Raw genomic sequence first — 14,994 nt, 5'->3', positions numbered from 1 at the left:
CATGGCGGTCTATACGGATATTTCCGAGGTCGAGCTCGAGGCGCTTCTGGCCGCTTACGACGCGGGGTCGCTGCTGTCCTACAAGGGGATAGCGGAAGGTTCGGAGAACTCGAACTATTTGTTGCACACAACGAAGGCGGCATTCATCCTGACGCTTTACGAACGGCGCGTCGACAAGGCCGATCTGCCGTTCTTTCTCGGCCTGATGGAGCATCTGGCAGAGCACGGCGTGTCATGCCCGTTGCCGGTGCGCCGGCGCGACGGCGAGGTGATCAGCGAGATCGCCGAGCGGCCCGCGGCACTGATCACCTTCCTGGAGGGAATGTGGCTCAGGCGACCGGCGCCCCAGCATTGCCGGCAGGTCGGGCGGGCCATCGCCGGGCTGCATCTTGCGGCACAGGGCTTCGCGCTGTCACGCCCGAACGCGCTGGCGCTGGACGGCTGGCGCGATCTTTGGAGGAAGGCAGCTCCGCGCGCCGACGAGGTGGAGCCCGGCCTGAGCGAAGAGGTGGAGGCTGATCTGGCGACGCTCGGGCGGGCCTGGCCGGGCGATCTGCCGACCGGCATCATTCATGCCGATCTCTTCCCCGACAACGTCTTCTTCCTGGGTGGGGAAGTGTCGGGCATCATCGACTTCTACTTCGCCTGCAACGATCTCCTGGCCTATGATGTGGCCACCTGCCTGAATGCCTGGTGTTTCGAGAAGGACGGCTCCTACAATCTCACAAAGGGGACGGCCCTGCTGGCAGGCTATCAGGAGATCCGGCCGCTGGAGCCTGCGGAGATCGAGGCGCTGCCTCTCCTGGCGCGTGGCTCGGCCCTGCGCTTCATGCTGACGCGGCTGTACGACTGGCTGACCATTCCCGACGGGGCGTTGGTCAACAAGCGCGACCCGATGGAATATGTGCGCCGGCTGCGGTTCCACCGCCAGATCCGCTCGTCCTCCGAATACGGGATCGGCATCACGTGACGCATGTGGAGATCTTTACCGATGGAGCCTGCTCCGGCAATCCCGGCCCCGGCGGCTGGGGCGCCTTGCTGCGTCATGGCGGCGTCGAGAAGGAGCTGTCGGGCGGCGAGGCGGAGACGACCAACAACCGCATGGAACTGCAGGCGGCGATCGAGGCGCTGAACGCGCTCAAGCGGCCGTGCTCGATCGATCTCTACACGGATAGCGTCTATGTGCGTGACGGGATATCCGGCTGGATCGAGGGCTGGAAACGCAACGGCTGGAAAACCGCCGCCAAGAAGCCGGTGAAGAATGCCGAGCTGTGGCAGGCGCTGGACGAGGCCCGCCGCCGCCACAAGATCAACTGGCACTGGATCAAGGGCCACGCCGGCCATCCGGAGAACGAAAGAGCCGACGCGCTGGCGCGCGCCGGCATGGAACCCTTCAAGAAGAGGCGGTAGGCCGCCTCCGCCACAGCCACGAGCTACAGCTGTTCGAGGATGCGCGCCGCGCCGCTCGTCACGGCCTCGCCCGGGTTTTCCTCAATGTTGATCTTGGTGACGGTGCCGTTCTCGACGATCATCGAATAGCGTTTCGAACGGTTGCCGAGACCGCCCTTCGACAGATCGATGTCGAGGCCCAGCGCCCGCGTGAAGTCGCCATTGCCGTCCGCAAGGAAGGTGAGCTGGTCCTGCGCACCGGTAAAGCCCGCCCAGGCCTTCATGACATGGTGATCGTTGACCGAAACCACCGCAATGTCGTCCACGCCACGCGCCTGGATCGCCTGGCGGTTCTCCACGAAGCCGGGGAGGTGATTGTTGCTGCAGGTGGGCGTGAAGGCGCCGGGCACACCGAACACCACGACCTTGCGGCCAGCGAAGAAATCCGGAGCGGACCACTCCGTTGGACCATTGGCGCCGACCTGCTTCAAGGGAGCCGCAGGAATGCGGTCGCCGACTGAGATGCTCATTCAGGAATTCTCCTAGATCAAACCGGGGTGGGAGGACTGGCCTTCAGGGGATGTCGATTGCTCCTGAGACGGACCGGCCATTGGCGACCAGCGTATAGCGCAGGCTGCTTTCTGCAAGCCCGTCATCGGAGGCTTCATGGATTTCAACAGCGAATTCCGCTGTGCCGGAACCCTGTTTCACGAGGGTCGGCGTGCCGAACAGATGGCTCTTCTCGTGATCTATGAAAAGTTCCGGATTGCTCGTGTCCTGCGGCAGGTTCGCATCGAGGGTGAGCATGCTGCCGCTGCGGCTGACCGCGTTTACGCCGAAGGTGCCGGTCGCCGGCGAGGGGAGGGCGGCATGCGCCATCTGCACGGCAAAGGCATCGCTCTGGTCGTCCGCGCCCGATCCCGGATCGAACGAGAAGGAGGCCTGAAACGGGATGCATATGGTTTCGCAGATGCCGAGAAAAACATCGACGTCGATCAGGGTCACGACATCGGCCCTGTCGAGCGTGAACGTGACCGGCAGGCGGACGGACTGCTTGTAACCCGCCCACTGTGTGTCCCCGTCATGCACGCGCACGGGCGCGGGGAACGCCAGTTCCGCGGACTTTATGTGCGGGCTGCGGGACAGGTCGATCGAAGGGGGAATGCCCGACGGGCCGGGATTGCGCCAATAGGTTTTCCATCCGGGCTTCAGCTTTATGTCCAGCGCGCCATGCAGACGGCCGTCATCGTCCGGCAGTCCGCTGGTGACAATGCGCACCGAGCCGCCTTCGCTGGTCTGCCATTGGCTGGAGGCCGCAAGGGCGGGGCTGGCAGCCAGAAACGGGAGAATGAATGCGAGGTTCCTGATCATGCCGGGACATTGCCGAGCCTTTCGCCCGAAGGCAACGCGGCGATCGCGCACGGTCCTTCATAAATGCGTGAGCGGAGCCGTCTGCGCGGGCGCGTCGCCGCGCACATCCGTCTTTCATGCCCGATTGAAACGCGCTACCCTTCACGCATGAGCAGCGACACGAACGGCGGACGCGCAATGTCCGTCCCATACCTGGAAAATCACTTCCTGATCGCCATGCCCGGCATGCGCGACGAGCGGTTTTCACGTTCCGTGATCTATCTGTGCGCGCACAGCGACGACGGTGCGATGGGGCTGATCATCAACCGCCCCCAGCAGCTTGCGTTCCCGGACATTCTCGTACAGCTCGGGATCCTCGATCAGGAGGAGGCGATCCGCCTGCCGCGCGAGGCCCGTGATCTTCCCGTCCGCAATGGCGGGCCGGTGGACCGCAGCCGCGGCTTCGTGCTGCATACGGACGATGTGGTGGTCGAATCGTCCATGCCGGTTTCGGAGAGCATCTGCCTGACGGCGACGGTCGACATGCTGCGGGCGATTTCGATGGGCCGTGGCCCGCGGCATGCGCTGATGGCGCTCGGCTATGCCGGCTGGGGCGCCGGGCAACTCGAGAGCGAGATCAGCGGGAATGGCTGGCTGACCTGCCCCGCAACGCCCGAACTCCTGTTCGAGGGCGAGATCGAGCGGAAGTATGACGGCGTCCTGGCGGCCATCGGCATCGACGCCGCCCATCTGAGCCAGGCGGCCGGCCACGCCTGAAGCCCAGGCGCCGGGCGTTCCCACCCCGAGAAGAATATTTCTTACGCCTTGGCGGCTGTCGTCTGCTCGAACAGAAGTTTCTGGATTCCATCGGCGCTTTCGGGAAGGCCGAAGAGGAAGCTCTGGGCATATTCGCAGCCCATCTGCTTCAGCTGCTCCGCATCGTGCTCGTCTGCGACGCCCTCCGCCACGACGGAAAGACCCAGTTCGTGCGCCATCTTGACCACGGAGCGGACGAGCACTGCACCTCTCGGCGTCGTGTCCTCGAGAAAGCTCTTGTCGATCTTGATCGTGTCGAAGGGGAAGCTCGACAGATAGGAAAGCGATGAGTACCCGGTGCCGAAATCGTCGAGGGAAAGGCCGATGCCGATCTGCTTCAGCTTCTGCAGGACATGCGCCGACTGCTCGGGATTGTCCATGACCAGCGATTCGGTGAGTTCAAGGCGGAAACTCTCCGGCTGGATGCCTGAGCGGGCGATGACCGACCGCACGTCGCCGACAAGGTCGCGCCGGATGAGCTGGCGGCTGGACAGATTGACCGACATGGTGAGGGGCAGGTCGCCCGCCTGCTTCTGCCAGCGGTAGAGGTCTTCCGCGGCCTGCTGCATGGCGAACAGGCCGAGCGGCACGATCAGGCCGGAACTTTCGGCGACCGGGATGAAATCGGCGGGCGCGATGGTTCCGCGCCGCGGATGCTCCCAGCGCAGCAGCGCCTCGAAGCCTGCGATGGAATGATCCGAGAGCCGGATGATCGGCTGGTAGGCAAGCTTCATCTCCGAACGTTCGATGGCGCGCCTGAGATCGGACTCCACCCGCAGCCGGTTGTTGCCAATCGAGCGGAAGGCCGGCCGGAAAGGTTCGATCCTGTCGCCTCCGAAGCGCTTCGCCTGGTACATGGCGAGCTCGGCGTCCTTCAGCATCTCCTCGGCGGAGGTCTGCGCCGAGGTCCAGGAGATCAGGCCGATCGACGGCGTCAGGATGATCTCGCGGCGGGCAAAGGTGACGGGCGTGCGGATCGCCTGCTTCACCGCGTCGGCGACGGCGGCAATGCGCGCCGGCTCCTGCTCCGACAGGAGGATCATGGCGAACTGGTCGCCCGACAGGCGGCAAAGCGAATCGCGCGGCTTCAGCAGGCGGTGCAGCCGGCGCGCGATGGTCAGGAGAATGGTGTCGCCGACCGAGATGCCGAGCTCGTCATTGACCTGCTTGAAGCGGTCGATGTCGATGACGAAGGCGGTCGGCCGCACCTTCTGCTCCGTCCGCGCGATGGCGATGATCGCGTCGAGCCGGTTGAGGAACAGCTCGCGGCTCGGCAGGCCCGTGAGGTTGTCGTGCACCGCATCGTGCAGGAGACGCTCTTCCGCCTTCTTCTGCTCGGTCACATCGACCATCGTGCCGACGCAGCGGATGATCTGCCCGTCGGAACCGATCACCGGCCGCGCGCGAAGGGCGAACCAGTGATAGTGTCCGTCGGCACCGCGCAGGCGAAAGCTCTGCGAGATGCGGCCGCGCCGGTGTTCAAGAACCACGTCGAGCGTCGTGCGGAACGTGTCGCGGTCGTCGGTGTGGAGCAGCGACAGCCAGTTGCGGGCAGGGCCGTTCAGACTGCCGGCCGGCAGGCCGAGCTGCTTGCTGACGTCCGGCCGGGTGATGACGCGGTCGCGCGCCACGTCCCAGTCCCACACGGCATCGCCAGAGCCTGTGAGTGCCAGCGCCTGGCGCTCCATGTCGCTGAACAGGCCCTGGAAAATGGCGCCGCCGGCGAAGGCGTGCTGCATCACCGTGAAGCCGATCAGCAGGATGATCAGGATCAGGCCGCCGCCGATGGCCGGCTGCACGATGTCGTTGTCGAGCGTTCCGGTAATGGCCATCCATGACCCGACCAGCCAGGCGATGATCATCACCCAGCTCGGCACGAGCATGATCGCGCGGTCATAGCCCTGCAGGCTGAGATAGACGATGATGCACAGGCCCACCACGGCGGTGGCGGCGAAGGACAGGCGGGCGATGCCGGCGGAAGCGGCCGGGTCGATGATCGCGAAGCCGGCGATGATGAAGAGGCCGAGGATCCAGGCCAGAACGCCATAGCTGAAGTGATCGTGCCAGCGGTTCAGGTTCAGGTAGGCGAAAAGGAAGACGACCAGGGTCGCGGCGAGGCCGACCTCTGTTCCGGCGCGCCAGATCTGCTCGTTGCCGGGGGAGATCTCGATGACCTTGCTGAGAAAGCCGAAATCGATCGAGATATAGGCGAGCACCGCCCAGGCAAGCGCCGCCGTGGCGGGAAACATCGAGGTTCCCTTGACGACGAAAAGGATGGTCAGGAACAGCGCCAGAAGGCCGGCGATGCCGATCACGATGCCGCGAAACAGCGTATAGGCGTTGACGGTATCCTTGTAGGCGGCCGGGTCCCACAGATAGACCTGCGGAAGGTTCGGCGACGACAGTTCTGCGACAAAGGTGACGACCGAACCGGGATTGAGCGTGACCAGGAATTCGTCCGCGTCGGGGCTGTCCTGCCGGTCGAGCGTGAAGCCGGCGCTCGGCGTGATGGCGGCGATGCGCTGCGAGCCGAGATCCGGCCAGAACAGGCCGGAACCGACGAGGCGGAAATGTGGCGCGACGATGAGGCGGTCGATCTGCTGCTCGGTGGTGTTGGCGAGGGCGAACACGGCCCAGTCGCCGCTCGAACGCGCGTCCTGCGCCTCCACCTCGATGCGCCGCACGATGCCGTCGACATCGGGCGCGGTCGAGACCTGGAACACGTCGCCCTGTCCGCGATGGATTTCCACAGCTTTCGACAGGTCGAGAGCCACGTCATCGCGGGCGATCTTGATCGGCTCGATGGCCAGGGCCGACGTCGCGGTGACGGCCAGTCCGACGAGCACGGCAAGCATTGTCGCCAGGAAAGCGTGGATATGGGATCGTGACAAAAGATCAGCCCCGTTCTTCTGATGCAGGCACGCGACGCTCCTCGGCAACCAGCGCATAGAGATAGTGATCGCGCCAAGAACCGTTGATCCTGAGATAGGATTTGAGAAGGCCTTCGCGCTGAAATCCGGCTTTTTCAAGTAAGCCCACCGAACGATCATTGTCTGGAATACAGGCGGCCTCGAGACGGTGCAACCGCAACGTTTCGAAGGCGAAGGGAATGACCATCCGGACGGCCTCGAGCATCATGCCCCGGCCCGCGAAGCGCTGGCCCATCCAGTAGCCGATGCTGCCCGTCTGCGCGACGCCGCGGCGGATGTTCGACAGGGTGATGCCGCCCGTGAGGGTGTCGCTGCGCGCATCGAACAGAAAGAAGGCAATGCCCGTCCCCTGATCGAATTCGCTGCGGTAGCGGCGCAGCCTTTGCCGGAAGGCCGCCCGCGACAACTCGTCGGGCGCCCAGCGCGGTTCCCAGGGCTCCAGGAAGGAACGGCTCTCGTTGCGCAGCGCCGCCCAGGCGGCGTGATCGCCCATCGTGGGCATGCGCAGGATCAAACGCTCTCCCTTGAGCGCCGGGGGCTGGCGGCGAAGGAAGGGGACGTCCAGCATTCCGTCCGTATGCCTAGACGGCGAGCTTGCGCGGCATGGCCACCTGATCGGCAAGCGCGTCCCGGATGGCCTCGAACGGCGCCAGCGTGCCGACGGGGCCGATCGCCGTAACCGTCGGCTTCGAGCTGAACAGGCGCGACGACAGGTCGGTGAGCCGGTCAACCGTCAGGTTCGACAGGCGCTCCATGAGTTCGTCCACGTCGATGGGACGGCCGTAGAGCAGGAGCTGGCGGGCGATCTGCGAGGCGCGGCTCGCCGGATTCTCGCGTGCCATCATCAGCCCCGCGCGGTACTGGGCGCGCGCCCGGTCGAGCTCGTCCTGGCCGATCTCCTGGCCGACCTTCTGCAGTTCGCCGAGGATCAATGGCACGAGCGCTTCGATATCCTCCTTGCCGGTCGCCGCATGGACGCCGAAGATGCCGGTGTCGGAGAACCCCCAGTGGAAGGCATAGATCGAGTAGCAGAGGCCGTGCTTCTCGCGCACCTCCTGGAACAGGCGCGAGGACATGCCGCCGCCGAGGATCGATGACAGGACCTGCGAGGCGTAGAAGTCCCGCATGTGGTAGGCGCGCCCCTCGAAGCCGAGCATGATCTGCGCGTCCATCAGGTCGCGGTGCTCGCGATAGTCGCCGCCGACATAATTTGCGTATTGCGGCATCGCGCCGTCCGCCTTGGCGCGGAAACCGCCGAGGCGGCTCTCGATCTCGCGCACGAAATCGTCGTGCTTGAGGCCGCCCGCGGCGACGATGACCATCCGGTCGGCGGAGTACTGGCGCTCCAGAAAACCGCGTAACTGGTCCGAGGTGAAGGATTGCACGGTCTCCGGCGTACCCAGCACCGAACGGCCGAGCGCCTGATGGCGGAAAGCCGTCTCGGTGAAGCGGTCGAAGACGATGTCGTCGGGCACGTCATGCGCGGCGCCGATCTCCTGCAGGATCACGTGCTGCTCGCGTTCCAGCTCGCGCGGATCGAACTTGGAGTCCGTCAGGATGTCCGCGAGGATGTCGACCGCGAGCGGCATGTCGGCGCTCAGCACGCGGGCGTAGAAGGCGGTGGTCTCGACGCTCGTCGCCGCGTTGATTTCGCCGCCGACATCCTCGATGTCCGTGGCGATCTGACGCGCGGTCCGCTTGCCGGTTCCCTTGAAGGCCATGTGCTCGAGCAGGTGAGCGATGCCGTGCTCGTTGTCCTGCTCGTTGCGGGAACCCGACTTGACCCAGATCCCCAGTGCGACGGTTTCCAAATGCGGCAGGGTTTCGGTTGCTACCGTCAGGCCGTTCGACAGACGGCTTACCTCAACACCCATATTGACGTTACTCCCTGGACAGACTTAACGCGCCGCCCTTGCATGGCGGATCACATGATCTTCTATCATTTTCAGGTCCGATGGAAGGACCGTAAACGTTTCTTCGCGCTCCATCAGCCCGTCGAGCCAGTCGGGAAGCGGCGGTTCCACGCCGCTTGCCTGTTGTACGGCGAGCGGAAATTTTGCCGGATGCGCGGTCGCCAGCACGACCATCGGCGTCCGCTCCTCGGCGAGCGCGCGGGCGACCTTCACGCCGGTCGCCGTGTGCGGGTCGAGGAGATAGCCGCTCGCCGCGCGGACATCGCGGATGGTCGCCGCCGTCTCGTCCATGGTGGAGCTCTGCGCCGCAAAGTCGGCGCGGATTGCCGCCAGCGTCTGCGGAGCGACGGGAAAGCTGCCCGACTGCTTGAGCGTTTCCATTGAGCGGCGGACTTCGTCGGCATTCTCGCCGGAGGCGAAATACAGCAGGCGTTCGAAGTTCGACGAGACCTGGATGTCCATCGACGGCGACGTGGTGGCGATCACGCCGCGCGTGGAATACTCGCCGGTGGCGAGCGTCCGCGCCAGAATGTCGTTGTCATTGGTGGCGATCACCAGGCGACCGACGGGCAGGCCCATCCGCTTGGCGGCGTAGCCCGCGAAGATGTCGCCGAAATTGCCTGTCGGCACGGTGAAGGAGACGGTCCGGTCGGGAGCGCCGAGCGACAGGGCCGAGGTGAAATAGTAGACGATCTGCGCCATGACGCGGGCCCAGTTGATCGAATTGACGCCCGACAGCGAGACATGGTCGCGGAAGCGGTGATCGTTGAACATGTCCTTCAAGAGCGCCTGGCAATCGTCGAAATTGCCCTTGATGGCGAGCGCGTGGACATTGGCGGCATTCGAGGTGGTCATCTGCCGCTGCTGGACGGGGGAGACGCGTCCTTCCGGGAACAGGATGAAGACATCGGCCCGCTCGGTGTTGGCGAAGGCCTCGATCGCCGCGCCGCCCGTGTCGCCCGAAGTGGCGCCGACGATGGTGACCCGCTCGCCGCGGCTGGCGAGCACATGGTCCATCAGCCGGGCGAGCAGCTGCATCGCCACATCCTTGAAGGCGAGGGTGGGGCCGTGGAACAGTTCGAGGATGAATTCGTTCGGCCCGGTCTGCACCAGCGGGCAGACCGCCTCGTGACGGAACGTGGCGTAGCTTTCCTCGATGATGCGACGCAAGGTCGCGGCGTCGATCTCCTCTCCCACGAAGGGGCTGAGCACCCGGAAGGCGATTTCCGTATAGGGCAGGCCGCGCATGTCGCGGATGTCGTCGGCGGAGAAGCTTGGCCATTCGCGCGGCACGTAGAGGCCGCCGTCGCGGGCCAGCCCCGCCAGCATAGCATCGCAGAAACCCAGCGCCGGCGCATTGCCGCGCGTACTGATGTAGTCTATCGCCATTCTTCGCTTTGCCTCATGACTGCGAGGGAGAGCGGCCTTTGCGGATGCCTGGAGCCGGTCGCATTGTGGCCGCGCGTTTGGTATAGAGCATGTTTTGGACGGGTGGGAACCGGTTTTCCACTCACGCAGTGCGGAAATTGACGGGATGTGATGGGGATGTTGGCGTTTTGCCGCGAAATCTGTCACATGGTTTCAACTTCGCCGAGGTCGAGCAGTTTTACGGGGCGTGTCACTTGATCAACCATCGTTCTTTAATCGGTTCCTTCCTGCTTTCCGCAATCGCCGTCGTGTCGGGCTGCCAGTCGGGGGAGCCGCTCGGCGCCTTCAACATGGACAAGAGGAATGCCCAGGAGACCGCGCAGGTTGCGGAAGCGGCGCCTGATGCCGTGCGCGAGAGCGAGCTGAGGGCGTATTGTCCCCCGGCGACGCTTCGCGATGGAACGTCCTTCTTCCGCACCTATCAGAAGGGTGGGCAGGACGATCCGAGCAAGATCATCTACCAGGCCTCGATCACCGACATAACACGCACCTGCCGCTACAACGACGGCTCCTTCGGCATGACGGTCGCGGTTGCCGGCCGGATCGTTCCCGGGCCTGTGGGCACCACCGGTTCGGTCACCATGCCGATCCGCATCGTCGTGGTGCAGAGCGACCAGGTCGTCTACTCGCAACTCTTCCAGCACAACGTCGCGATCACCGAGACGGCCGGCGCGACGCAGTTCGTCTTCAGCGATTCGAACATCGTCGTTCCGGGTCAGGCCGACCGCAGCATCCAGGTGATCGTCGGCTACGACGAAGGCCCGGCGAGCAAGCGATAGGCGAGGGTCTCAGACCGCGCCATCCCATTCGGAGAGAGCGGCAAGCACGCCGGCCAGATCACGGAAGCGGTGGATCACCGTTTCCGCGCCCGCTTCCATCAGCCGGTCGGCGTGGCCGGGCTGGATATGCGCCCCGCCGGTGAACCCGATCACCCGCATCCCCGCTGCGCGTGCGCCGGCGACGCCATGCACGGAATCCTCGATGACAAAGCAGTGCGCCGGATCGGCGCCGTCCTTCTCCGCGGCGAACAGGAACACGTCCGGCGCCGGCTTCGGTAACCCGGATGGCGTATCCAGCGACGAATAGATCGCGCCCTCGAAGAACGGCAGCAGCCGGGTCTTGGTCAGCGTCGCCTCGAGGCGCTGGCGGCTCGAATTCGAGCAGATGCATTTCCTGCCGGTGACGCCGACAACGGCCTCATGCGCGCCTTCCACGGCGCGGATGTCGGTCTTCAGCTTCCGGTCGACCTCCGTTTCGGCCAGCTCGATCAGCGATGCCTGCAGCGGAAGCTCCGACTCCTTCTCGATCGCCAGCAGGATGTCCTTGAAGGTGAGGCCCGCATAACGTTCGGCCAGTTCTTCGGCGGTGATCTCGAACCCGGCTTCCGTCAGGAGGCGCGCCTCGACGCGCGCGGCGATGATTTCGGAATCGATCAGAACACCGTCGCAGTCGAAGATGACGAGTTCGGGAGCGGGCATGGCGACACCTGTGGTCTGGTGAAAGGAAAGCGGCTCCAGGGCATAGCCCCGAAGCCGTCTTCAAAGCAACCGGCCTTTGAGAGGCAATTGCTATTCCACCGTCACCTCGGTGCGCTCGCCTGCCGTGACGGTAACCTTCTGGCGCTTCTCCGCCTTGTCGCCTTCATAGATCACCAGCACTTCGTATTCGCCCGGATGCATCGTTTCCTGGGCCTCTTCGCCATAGGTGCCGCCGAATTCCTTCTGCTTGCCCTGGATGTCCTTCTTGGCGCTGTAAAACTCGATGCGGTACCCGCCCGGGGCGGCGACGGCGAGCACGCCGGCATTGATGTTGACCGACGCCTCGGTGCGTTCGCCTGCCTTCACGGTGATGGGCGCCTCGGCCTGCGCCAGACCGAGGCGGGCGGAGAGCACATAGTCGCCGGGCGGCACGTCCATGCCGCCTCCCGAGCCGTACTGGCCGGCCAGCGTGTCACGCTTGCCGCTGATGTCGGCCTTCGCCTCATGCACCTCGAAGCGGATGCCGCTGTCCTCGACCGCCGGTCCGCCCTCGGCATAGACGGCGGACGGCACGACGATGCCGGAAGCGATGACGAGATCGGTCCTCACGGTCTCGCCGGCCTTCACCGTCAGCGTCTGTTCAGCCTGTGCCGTGTCGATCCTGCCGGTGACGGTCACGGAACCTGCCGCGACATAGGCATCCATCGGGCCATAGCCGCCATCGTCGCCGCCTTCGAATGCGATGTCGATCCGCGCGCTGTCGTCGGGATCGCCGTCCGGCGTTCTCTTCGGCGTCACATGGAGCAGGCCGGCATCGAGCACGGCAACCAGTTCCGTCTGCTTGTCGTCGGTGAGATCGACGGTCAGCTCCCGGTGCACATTGCCGATCCTGACGCGCACCAAATAGCTGCCGGCGGGCGCGTTCTCCTCGATCACGCCGCCATAGGCGCCCGTGACGTTGTCCTTGCTGGCCTCGCCGTTCGCGCCGATCGGGAACAGGTCCCAGCGGACCGCGCCCACATCGACGAGATCATCCCCGCCTTCCACCAGTCGGGCGATCCCCTTGAAGTTGTGCTCGACAGCGGCGGGCTGCGCCGGTTCCGGCGCCGGCTCGGGAGCCTGCGCCACGGTCGTCGCCAGCGCATCGGCGAGCTGTCCCGCGTCGTCCGCCTTCAGATAGAGGCCTCCAGTGTTCTCCGCGAGGCAGGCCACCTGCCTGCCTTCCTCGTCGGACAGGCCGAAGCCGACCACATGGGCGGTGAAGTTCACGCCGGAAGCCTCCAGCTCGCGGCCGAGCGCGCAGGGGTCGGCATTGCAGGTCTCCAGGCCGTCGGTGACCAGGATGACCGTCGCCTCGTTCTCCTCGATGCGCAGCTCCGTCGCGGCGACCCGTACCGCGTCCGTCAGCGGCGTCTTGCCCTTCGGGTTGAGACCGTCGGCAAAGCTGCCGATGGCCTCCGCCGTTCCGGTGCCGGCGGGTACGGCGATCTCGATGTCGGCGCAGGAACCTTTCTCGCGATGCCCGTAGGCGACGAGGCCGAGCTCGGTTTCCGCGGGGATCGTTCCAAGCACCTGGCGCAGCGTGTCGCGGGCGATCTCGATCTTCGTCTTGCCGTCGATCTGCCCCCACATGGAGCCCGACGCATCGAGAACGATGATCGTCTTGCCCGCCGCCAGGACCGGCGTGACGCAGAACAGTGCTGCGACGAAAACGCAGATTCGTAAGCGCAACATGGGCAATCTCTCCATTCCGAGGGGTATCTGACGCTGGGGAAGATTGCATAGCTTTGCCCGAGCCGCAATTCGCACCGGGCCTTACGGAATATTTACCATCTTCCGTAACCATAACGGCAGGTTAACAGTCCGAGTGAGAGAGCAGCATATGTCCGCCGTGCGTCGTATCGAACAGCTTGCCCCGCAGCCCAAGAAAGCCGAATGGCTGGATACGATCATCAAGGGGGATTGCGTTGCCGCCCTCGAGCGCCTTCCGGAGAAATCCGTCGATGTCATCTTCGCCGACCCACCCTACAATCTGCAGCTCGATGGCACCTTGCACCGGCCCGATCAGTCACGCGTCGACGCGGTCGACGATGCGTGGGACCAGTTCGACAGCTTCGCCGCCTATGACGCCTTCACCCGCGCATGGATGCTTGCGGCGCGCCGCGTCCTGAAGCCGAACGGCACGATCTGGGTCATCGGCTCCTATCACAACATCTTCCGCGTCGGCTCGGTGATGCAGGACCTGGGATACTGGCTGCTGAACGACATCGTCTGGCGCAAGACGAACCCGATGCCGAACTTCCGGGGTCGCCGTTTCCAGAACGCCCACGAGACGATGATCTGGGCCTCGCGCGACAAGGCGTCGAAAAGCTATACCTTCAACTACGAGGCGCTGAAGGCGGCCAATGACGACCTGCAGATGCGCTCGGACTGGCTGTTTCCGCTGTGCACCGGCAAGGAGCGGCTGAAGAACGAGGACGGCGGCAAGCTGCACCCGACCCAGAAGCCGGAAGCGCTGCTCGCGCGCATCATGATGGCCTCCACCAAGCCCGGCGACGTGGTGCTCGACCCGTTCTTCGGCTCCGGCACGACGGGCGCGGTCGCCAAGCGGCTCGGCCGCCATTTCGTCGGCATCGACCGTGAGGAAACCTATATCGCGGCGGCGGCCGAACGCATCGCGGCCGTCGAACCGCTCGACGATATCGACCTCGCCCTGATGCAGGGCAAGCGCGCCGAACCGCGTGTCGCCTTCGGCAGCCTGATCGAGGCGGGCCTGATGAAGCCGGGAACGCTGCTGTTCGATGCCAAGCGTCGCTGGACGGCCAATGTGCGCGCCGACGGGACGATCGCCATCGGGGACGATGCGGGCTCGATCCATCGTGTCGGCGCCCGCGTGCAGGGTCTGGAAGCCTGCAATGGCTGGACCTTCTGGCACTTCGAGGAAGCGGGCAGCCTGAAGCCGATCGACGAGCTGCGCGCCACGGTGCGCAAGGGAATGCAGGTGGCTGCCGCCTGAGAAAGCCTGCCACCGGTTGCGGGCGACCGGCGTCGCCCGCCTAGTTCTGGGGCAACAGCCCCCGGTCGGCCAGCGCTGTCTCAAGCCCGCCGGCGCCGGTGAAATGCACCGCCTGCCAGCCGGCTGCCCTGGCACCCGCGACATTCGCCTCGCTGTCGTCGATGAACAGCGTCGCCTCGGGCTGAAGCCCGAATGTCTGCGCATGCGTGTCATAGATGACGCGGTCCGGCTTGAGCATGCCGACCTCGCCCGACACGGTGACCCCGCGCGGCCGGTTCAGGAACGAAAATCGTTCCCGCGCCTCGGCAAAGGTGTCGGCGGCGAAATTGGTCAGCATCGTCACGTCGTGGCCGCTGTCGATCAGCGTCTCGAGGAGGACGACCGTATCGTCATAGGCATGCGGCACCATCTCGTGCCAGTGGCGGCGATAGGCGCGGATGTTGTCGGCTTCCGCCGGATGCTCCGCGATCAGCAGTGCTTCAGCGTCGCTCCAACTGCGTCCACGGTCCTGCTCGATGTTCCATGCCCCGGTGCAGACCGTTTCCAGAAACCACCGCCGCTTGGCCGGATCGGGGATCAGATGCAGGTAGGGAATTTCGGGATCGTAGTGGACCAGCACCTTGCCGATGTCGAAGACGATGTGGCGGATGGAACTCATGGAGCTTGCTGTCCTC

The 14,994-nt window shown here is 64.9% G+C and carries 14 protein-coding genes; 5 read left to right on the top strand and 9 right to left on the bottom strand.

All coding sequences use genetic code 11. The features are described from left to right. Nucleotide 1 precedes the first annotated feature (1 nt). Both NA2_RS06040 and rnhA read left to right on the top strand, forming a co-directional pair. Nucleotides 2-970 carry a homoserine kinase gene (locus tag NA2_RS06040; RefSeq protein ID WP_008595327.1) on the top strand — a complete coding sequence of 323 codons (969 nt, stop codon included), beginning with the start codon at nucleotides 2-4 and terminating at the stop codon, nucleotides 968-970. Then, nucleotides 967-1,410: a ribonuclease HI gene (gene rnhA / locus NA2_RS06035; RefSeq protein ID WP_008595325.1), complete on the top strand. Its 444-nt coding sequence runs from the start codon at nucleotides 967-969 to the stop codon at nucleotides 1,408-1,410. Before NA2_RS06040 ends, rnhA begins: the two co-directional genes overlap by 4 nt. Nucleotides 1,411-1,433: 23 nt before the next feature. Here rnhA and NA2_RS06030 read toward each other — a convergent pair whose 3' ends face one another. Both NA2_RS06030 and NA2_RS06025 read right to left on the bottom strand, forming a co-directional pair. After that, the gene (locus NA2_RS06030) at nucleotides 1,434-1,919 is read right to left on the bottom strand and encodes a peroxiredoxin (RefSeq protein ID WP_008595322.1); all 486 of its coding nucleotides are present in this window, start codon (nucleotides 1,917-1,919) and stop codon (nucleotides 1,434-1,436) included. 43 nt (nucleotides 1,920-1,962) lie between these two features. Then, nucleotides 1,963-2,760, bottom strand: a complete 798-nt coding sequence (locus tag NA2_RS06025) for a protein-disulfide reductase DsbD domain-containing protein (protein WP_008595320.1) — start codon at nucleotides 2,758-2,760, stop codon at nucleotides 1,963-1,965. A 147-nt stretch (nucleotides 2,761-2,907) separates the two neighbouring features. Here NA2_RS06025 and NA2_RS06020 point away from each other — a divergent pair, with 147 nt between their 5' ends. Further along, entirely contained in the window at nucleotides 2,908-3,516 is a 609-nt protein-coding gene (locus tag NA2_RS06020; protein ID WP_008595318.1) for a YqgE/AlgH family protein, read from the top strand. A gap of 41 nt (nucleotides 3,517-3,557) precedes the next feature. Here NA2_RS06020 and NA2_RS06015 read toward each other — a convergent pair whose 3' ends face one another. The 4 genes from NA2_RS06015 to thrC are packed head-to-tail and all read right to left on the bottom strand — an operon-like array spanning nucleotide 3,558 to nucleotide 9,781. Beyond that, complete coding sequence (locus tag NA2_RS06015; RefSeq protein WP_008595316.1) at nucleotides 3,558-6,410, bottom strand: EAL domain-containing protein; 2,853 nt, start codon at nucleotides 6,408-6,410, stop codon at nucleotides 3,558-3,560. Nucleotides 6,411-6,450: 40 nt separating this feature from the next. Beyond that, nucleotides 6,451-7,053 carry a GNAT family N-acetyltransferase gene (locus tag NA2_RS06010; protein ID WP_008595314.1) on the bottom strand — a complete coding sequence of 201 codons (603 nt, stop codon included), beginning with the start codon at nucleotides 7,051-7,053 and terminating at the stop codon, nucleotides 6,451-6,453. A gap of 13 nt (nucleotides 7,054-7,066) precedes the next feature. Further along, the gene (locus NA2_RS06005; protein WP_008595312.1) at nucleotides 7,067-8,359 is read right to left on the bottom strand and encodes a M16 family metallopeptidase; all 1,293 of its coding nucleotides are present in this window, start codon (nucleotides 8,357-8,359) and stop codon (nucleotides 7,067-7,069) included. A gap of 24 nt (nucleotides 8,360-8,383) precedes the next feature. Then, nucleotides 8,384-9,781, bottom strand: coding sequence for a threonine synthase (thrC, locus tag NA2_RS06000; RefSeq protein ID WP_040676951.1), 1,398 nt, complete (start codon nucleotides 9,779-9,781; stop codon nucleotides 8,384-8,386). A 239-nt stretch (nucleotides 9,782-10,020) separates the two neighbouring features. Here thrC and NA2_RS05995 point away from each other — a divergent pair, with 239 nt between their 5' ends. Beyond that, the gene (locus NA2_RS05995) at nucleotides 10,021-10,605 is read left to right on the top strand and encodes a hypothetical protein (RefSeq protein ID WP_008595307.1); all 585 of its coding nucleotides are present in this window, start codon (nucleotides 10,021-10,023) and stop codon (nucleotides 10,603-10,605) included. 9 nt (nucleotides 10,606-10,614) lie between these two features. Here the strand turns inward: NA2_RS05995 and NA2_RS05990 are convergent, their stop codons facing one another. Then, nucleotides 10,615-11,304: an HAD family hydrolase gene (locus tag NA2_RS05990; RefSeq protein WP_008595305.1), complete on the bottom strand. Its 690-nt coding sequence runs from the start codon at nucleotides 11,302-11,304 to the stop codon at nucleotides 10,615-10,617. Between the two features lie 90 nt (nucleotides 11,305-11,394). Next, nucleotides 11,395-13,038, bottom strand: a complete 1,644-nt coding sequence (locus NA2_RS05985; protein WP_008595302.1) for a vWA domain-containing protein — start codon at nucleotides 13,036-13,038, stop codon at nucleotides 11,395-11,397. Nucleotides 13,039-13,186: 148 nt separating this feature from the next. Here NA2_RS05985 and NA2_RS05980 point away from each other — a divergent pair, with 148 nt between their 5' ends. Next, complete coding sequence (locus tag NA2_RS05980) at nucleotides 13,187-14,320, top strand: site-specific DNA-methyltransferase (RefSeq protein WP_008595300.1); 1,134 nt, start codon at nucleotides 13,187-13,189, stop codon at nucleotides 14,318-14,320. A gap of 40 nt (nucleotides 14,321-14,360) precedes the next feature. Here NA2_RS05980 and NA2_RS05975 read toward each other — a convergent pair whose 3' ends face one another. After that, the gene (locus NA2_RS05975; RefSeq protein WP_008595298.1) at nucleotides 14,361-14,978 is read right to left on the bottom strand and encodes an HAD family hydrolase; all 618 of its coding nucleotides are present in this window, start codon (nucleotides 14,976-14,978) and stop codon (nucleotides 14,361-14,363) included. Nucleotides 14,979-14,994: the final 16 nt, after the last annotated feature.

Source organism: Nitratireductor pacificus pht-3B, assembly GCF_000300335.1.
Taxonomy (GTDB): Bacteria; Pseudomonadota; Alphaproteobacteria; order Rhizobiales; family Rhizobiaceae; genus Nitratireductor; species Nitratireductor pacificus.
Note: the sequence above shows the minus strand (reverse complement) of the source record. Positions and strands in the feature narration are given on the sequence as shown.

What these genes read in the sequence shown, in the direction of transcription:
- NA2_RS06015 (WP_008595316.1), bottom strand. Translation starts at nt 6,410, where the DNA reads ATGCTTGCCGTGCTCGTCGGACTGGCCGTCACCGCGACGTCGGCCCTG.
- NA2_RS06025 (WP_008595320.1), bottom strand. Translation starts at nt 2,760, where the DNA reads ATGATCAGGAACCTCGCATTCATTCTCCCGTTTCTGGCTGCCAGCCCC.
- NA2_RS06005 (WP_008595312.1), bottom strand. Translation starts at nt 8,359, where the DNA reads ATGGGTGTTGAGGTAAGCCGTCTGTCGAACGGCCTGACGGTAGCAACC.
- NA2_RS05975 (WP_008595298.1), bottom strand. Translation starts at nt 14,978, where the DNA reads ATGAGTTCCATCCGCCACATCGTCTTCGACATCGGCAAGGTGCTGGTC.
- NA2_RS05985 (WP_008595302.1), bottom strand. Translation starts at nt 13,038, where the DNA reads ATGTTGCGCTTACGAATCTGCGTTTTCGTCGCAGCACTGTTCTGCGTC.
- NA2_RS06010 (WP_008595314.1), bottom strand. Translation starts at nt 7,053, where the DNA reads ATGCTGGACGTCCCCTTCCTTCGCCGCCAGCCCCCGGCGCTCAAGGGA.
- NA2_RS05990 (WP_008595305.1), bottom strand. Translation starts at nt 11,304, where the DNA reads ATGCCCGCTCCCGAACTCGTCATCTTCGACTGCGACGGTGTTCTGATC.
- NA2_RS06020 (WP_008595318.1), top strand. Translation starts at nt 2,908, where the DNA reads ATGAGCAGCGACACGAACGGCGGACGCGCAATGTCCGTCCCATACCTG.
- NA2_RS06030 (WP_008595322.1), bottom strand. Translation starts at nt 1,919, where the DNA reads ATGAGCATCTCAGTCGGCGACCGCATTCCTGCGGCTCCCTTGAAGCAG.
- NA2_RS05980 (WP_008595300.1), top strand. Translation starts at nt 13,187, where the DNA reads ATGTCCGCCGTGCGTCGTATCGAACAGCTTGCCCCGCAGCCCAAGAAA.
- NA2_RS06040 (WP_008595327.1), top strand. Translation starts at nt 2, where the DNA reads ATGGCGGTCTATACGGATATTTCCGAGGTCGAGCTCGAGGCGCTTCTG.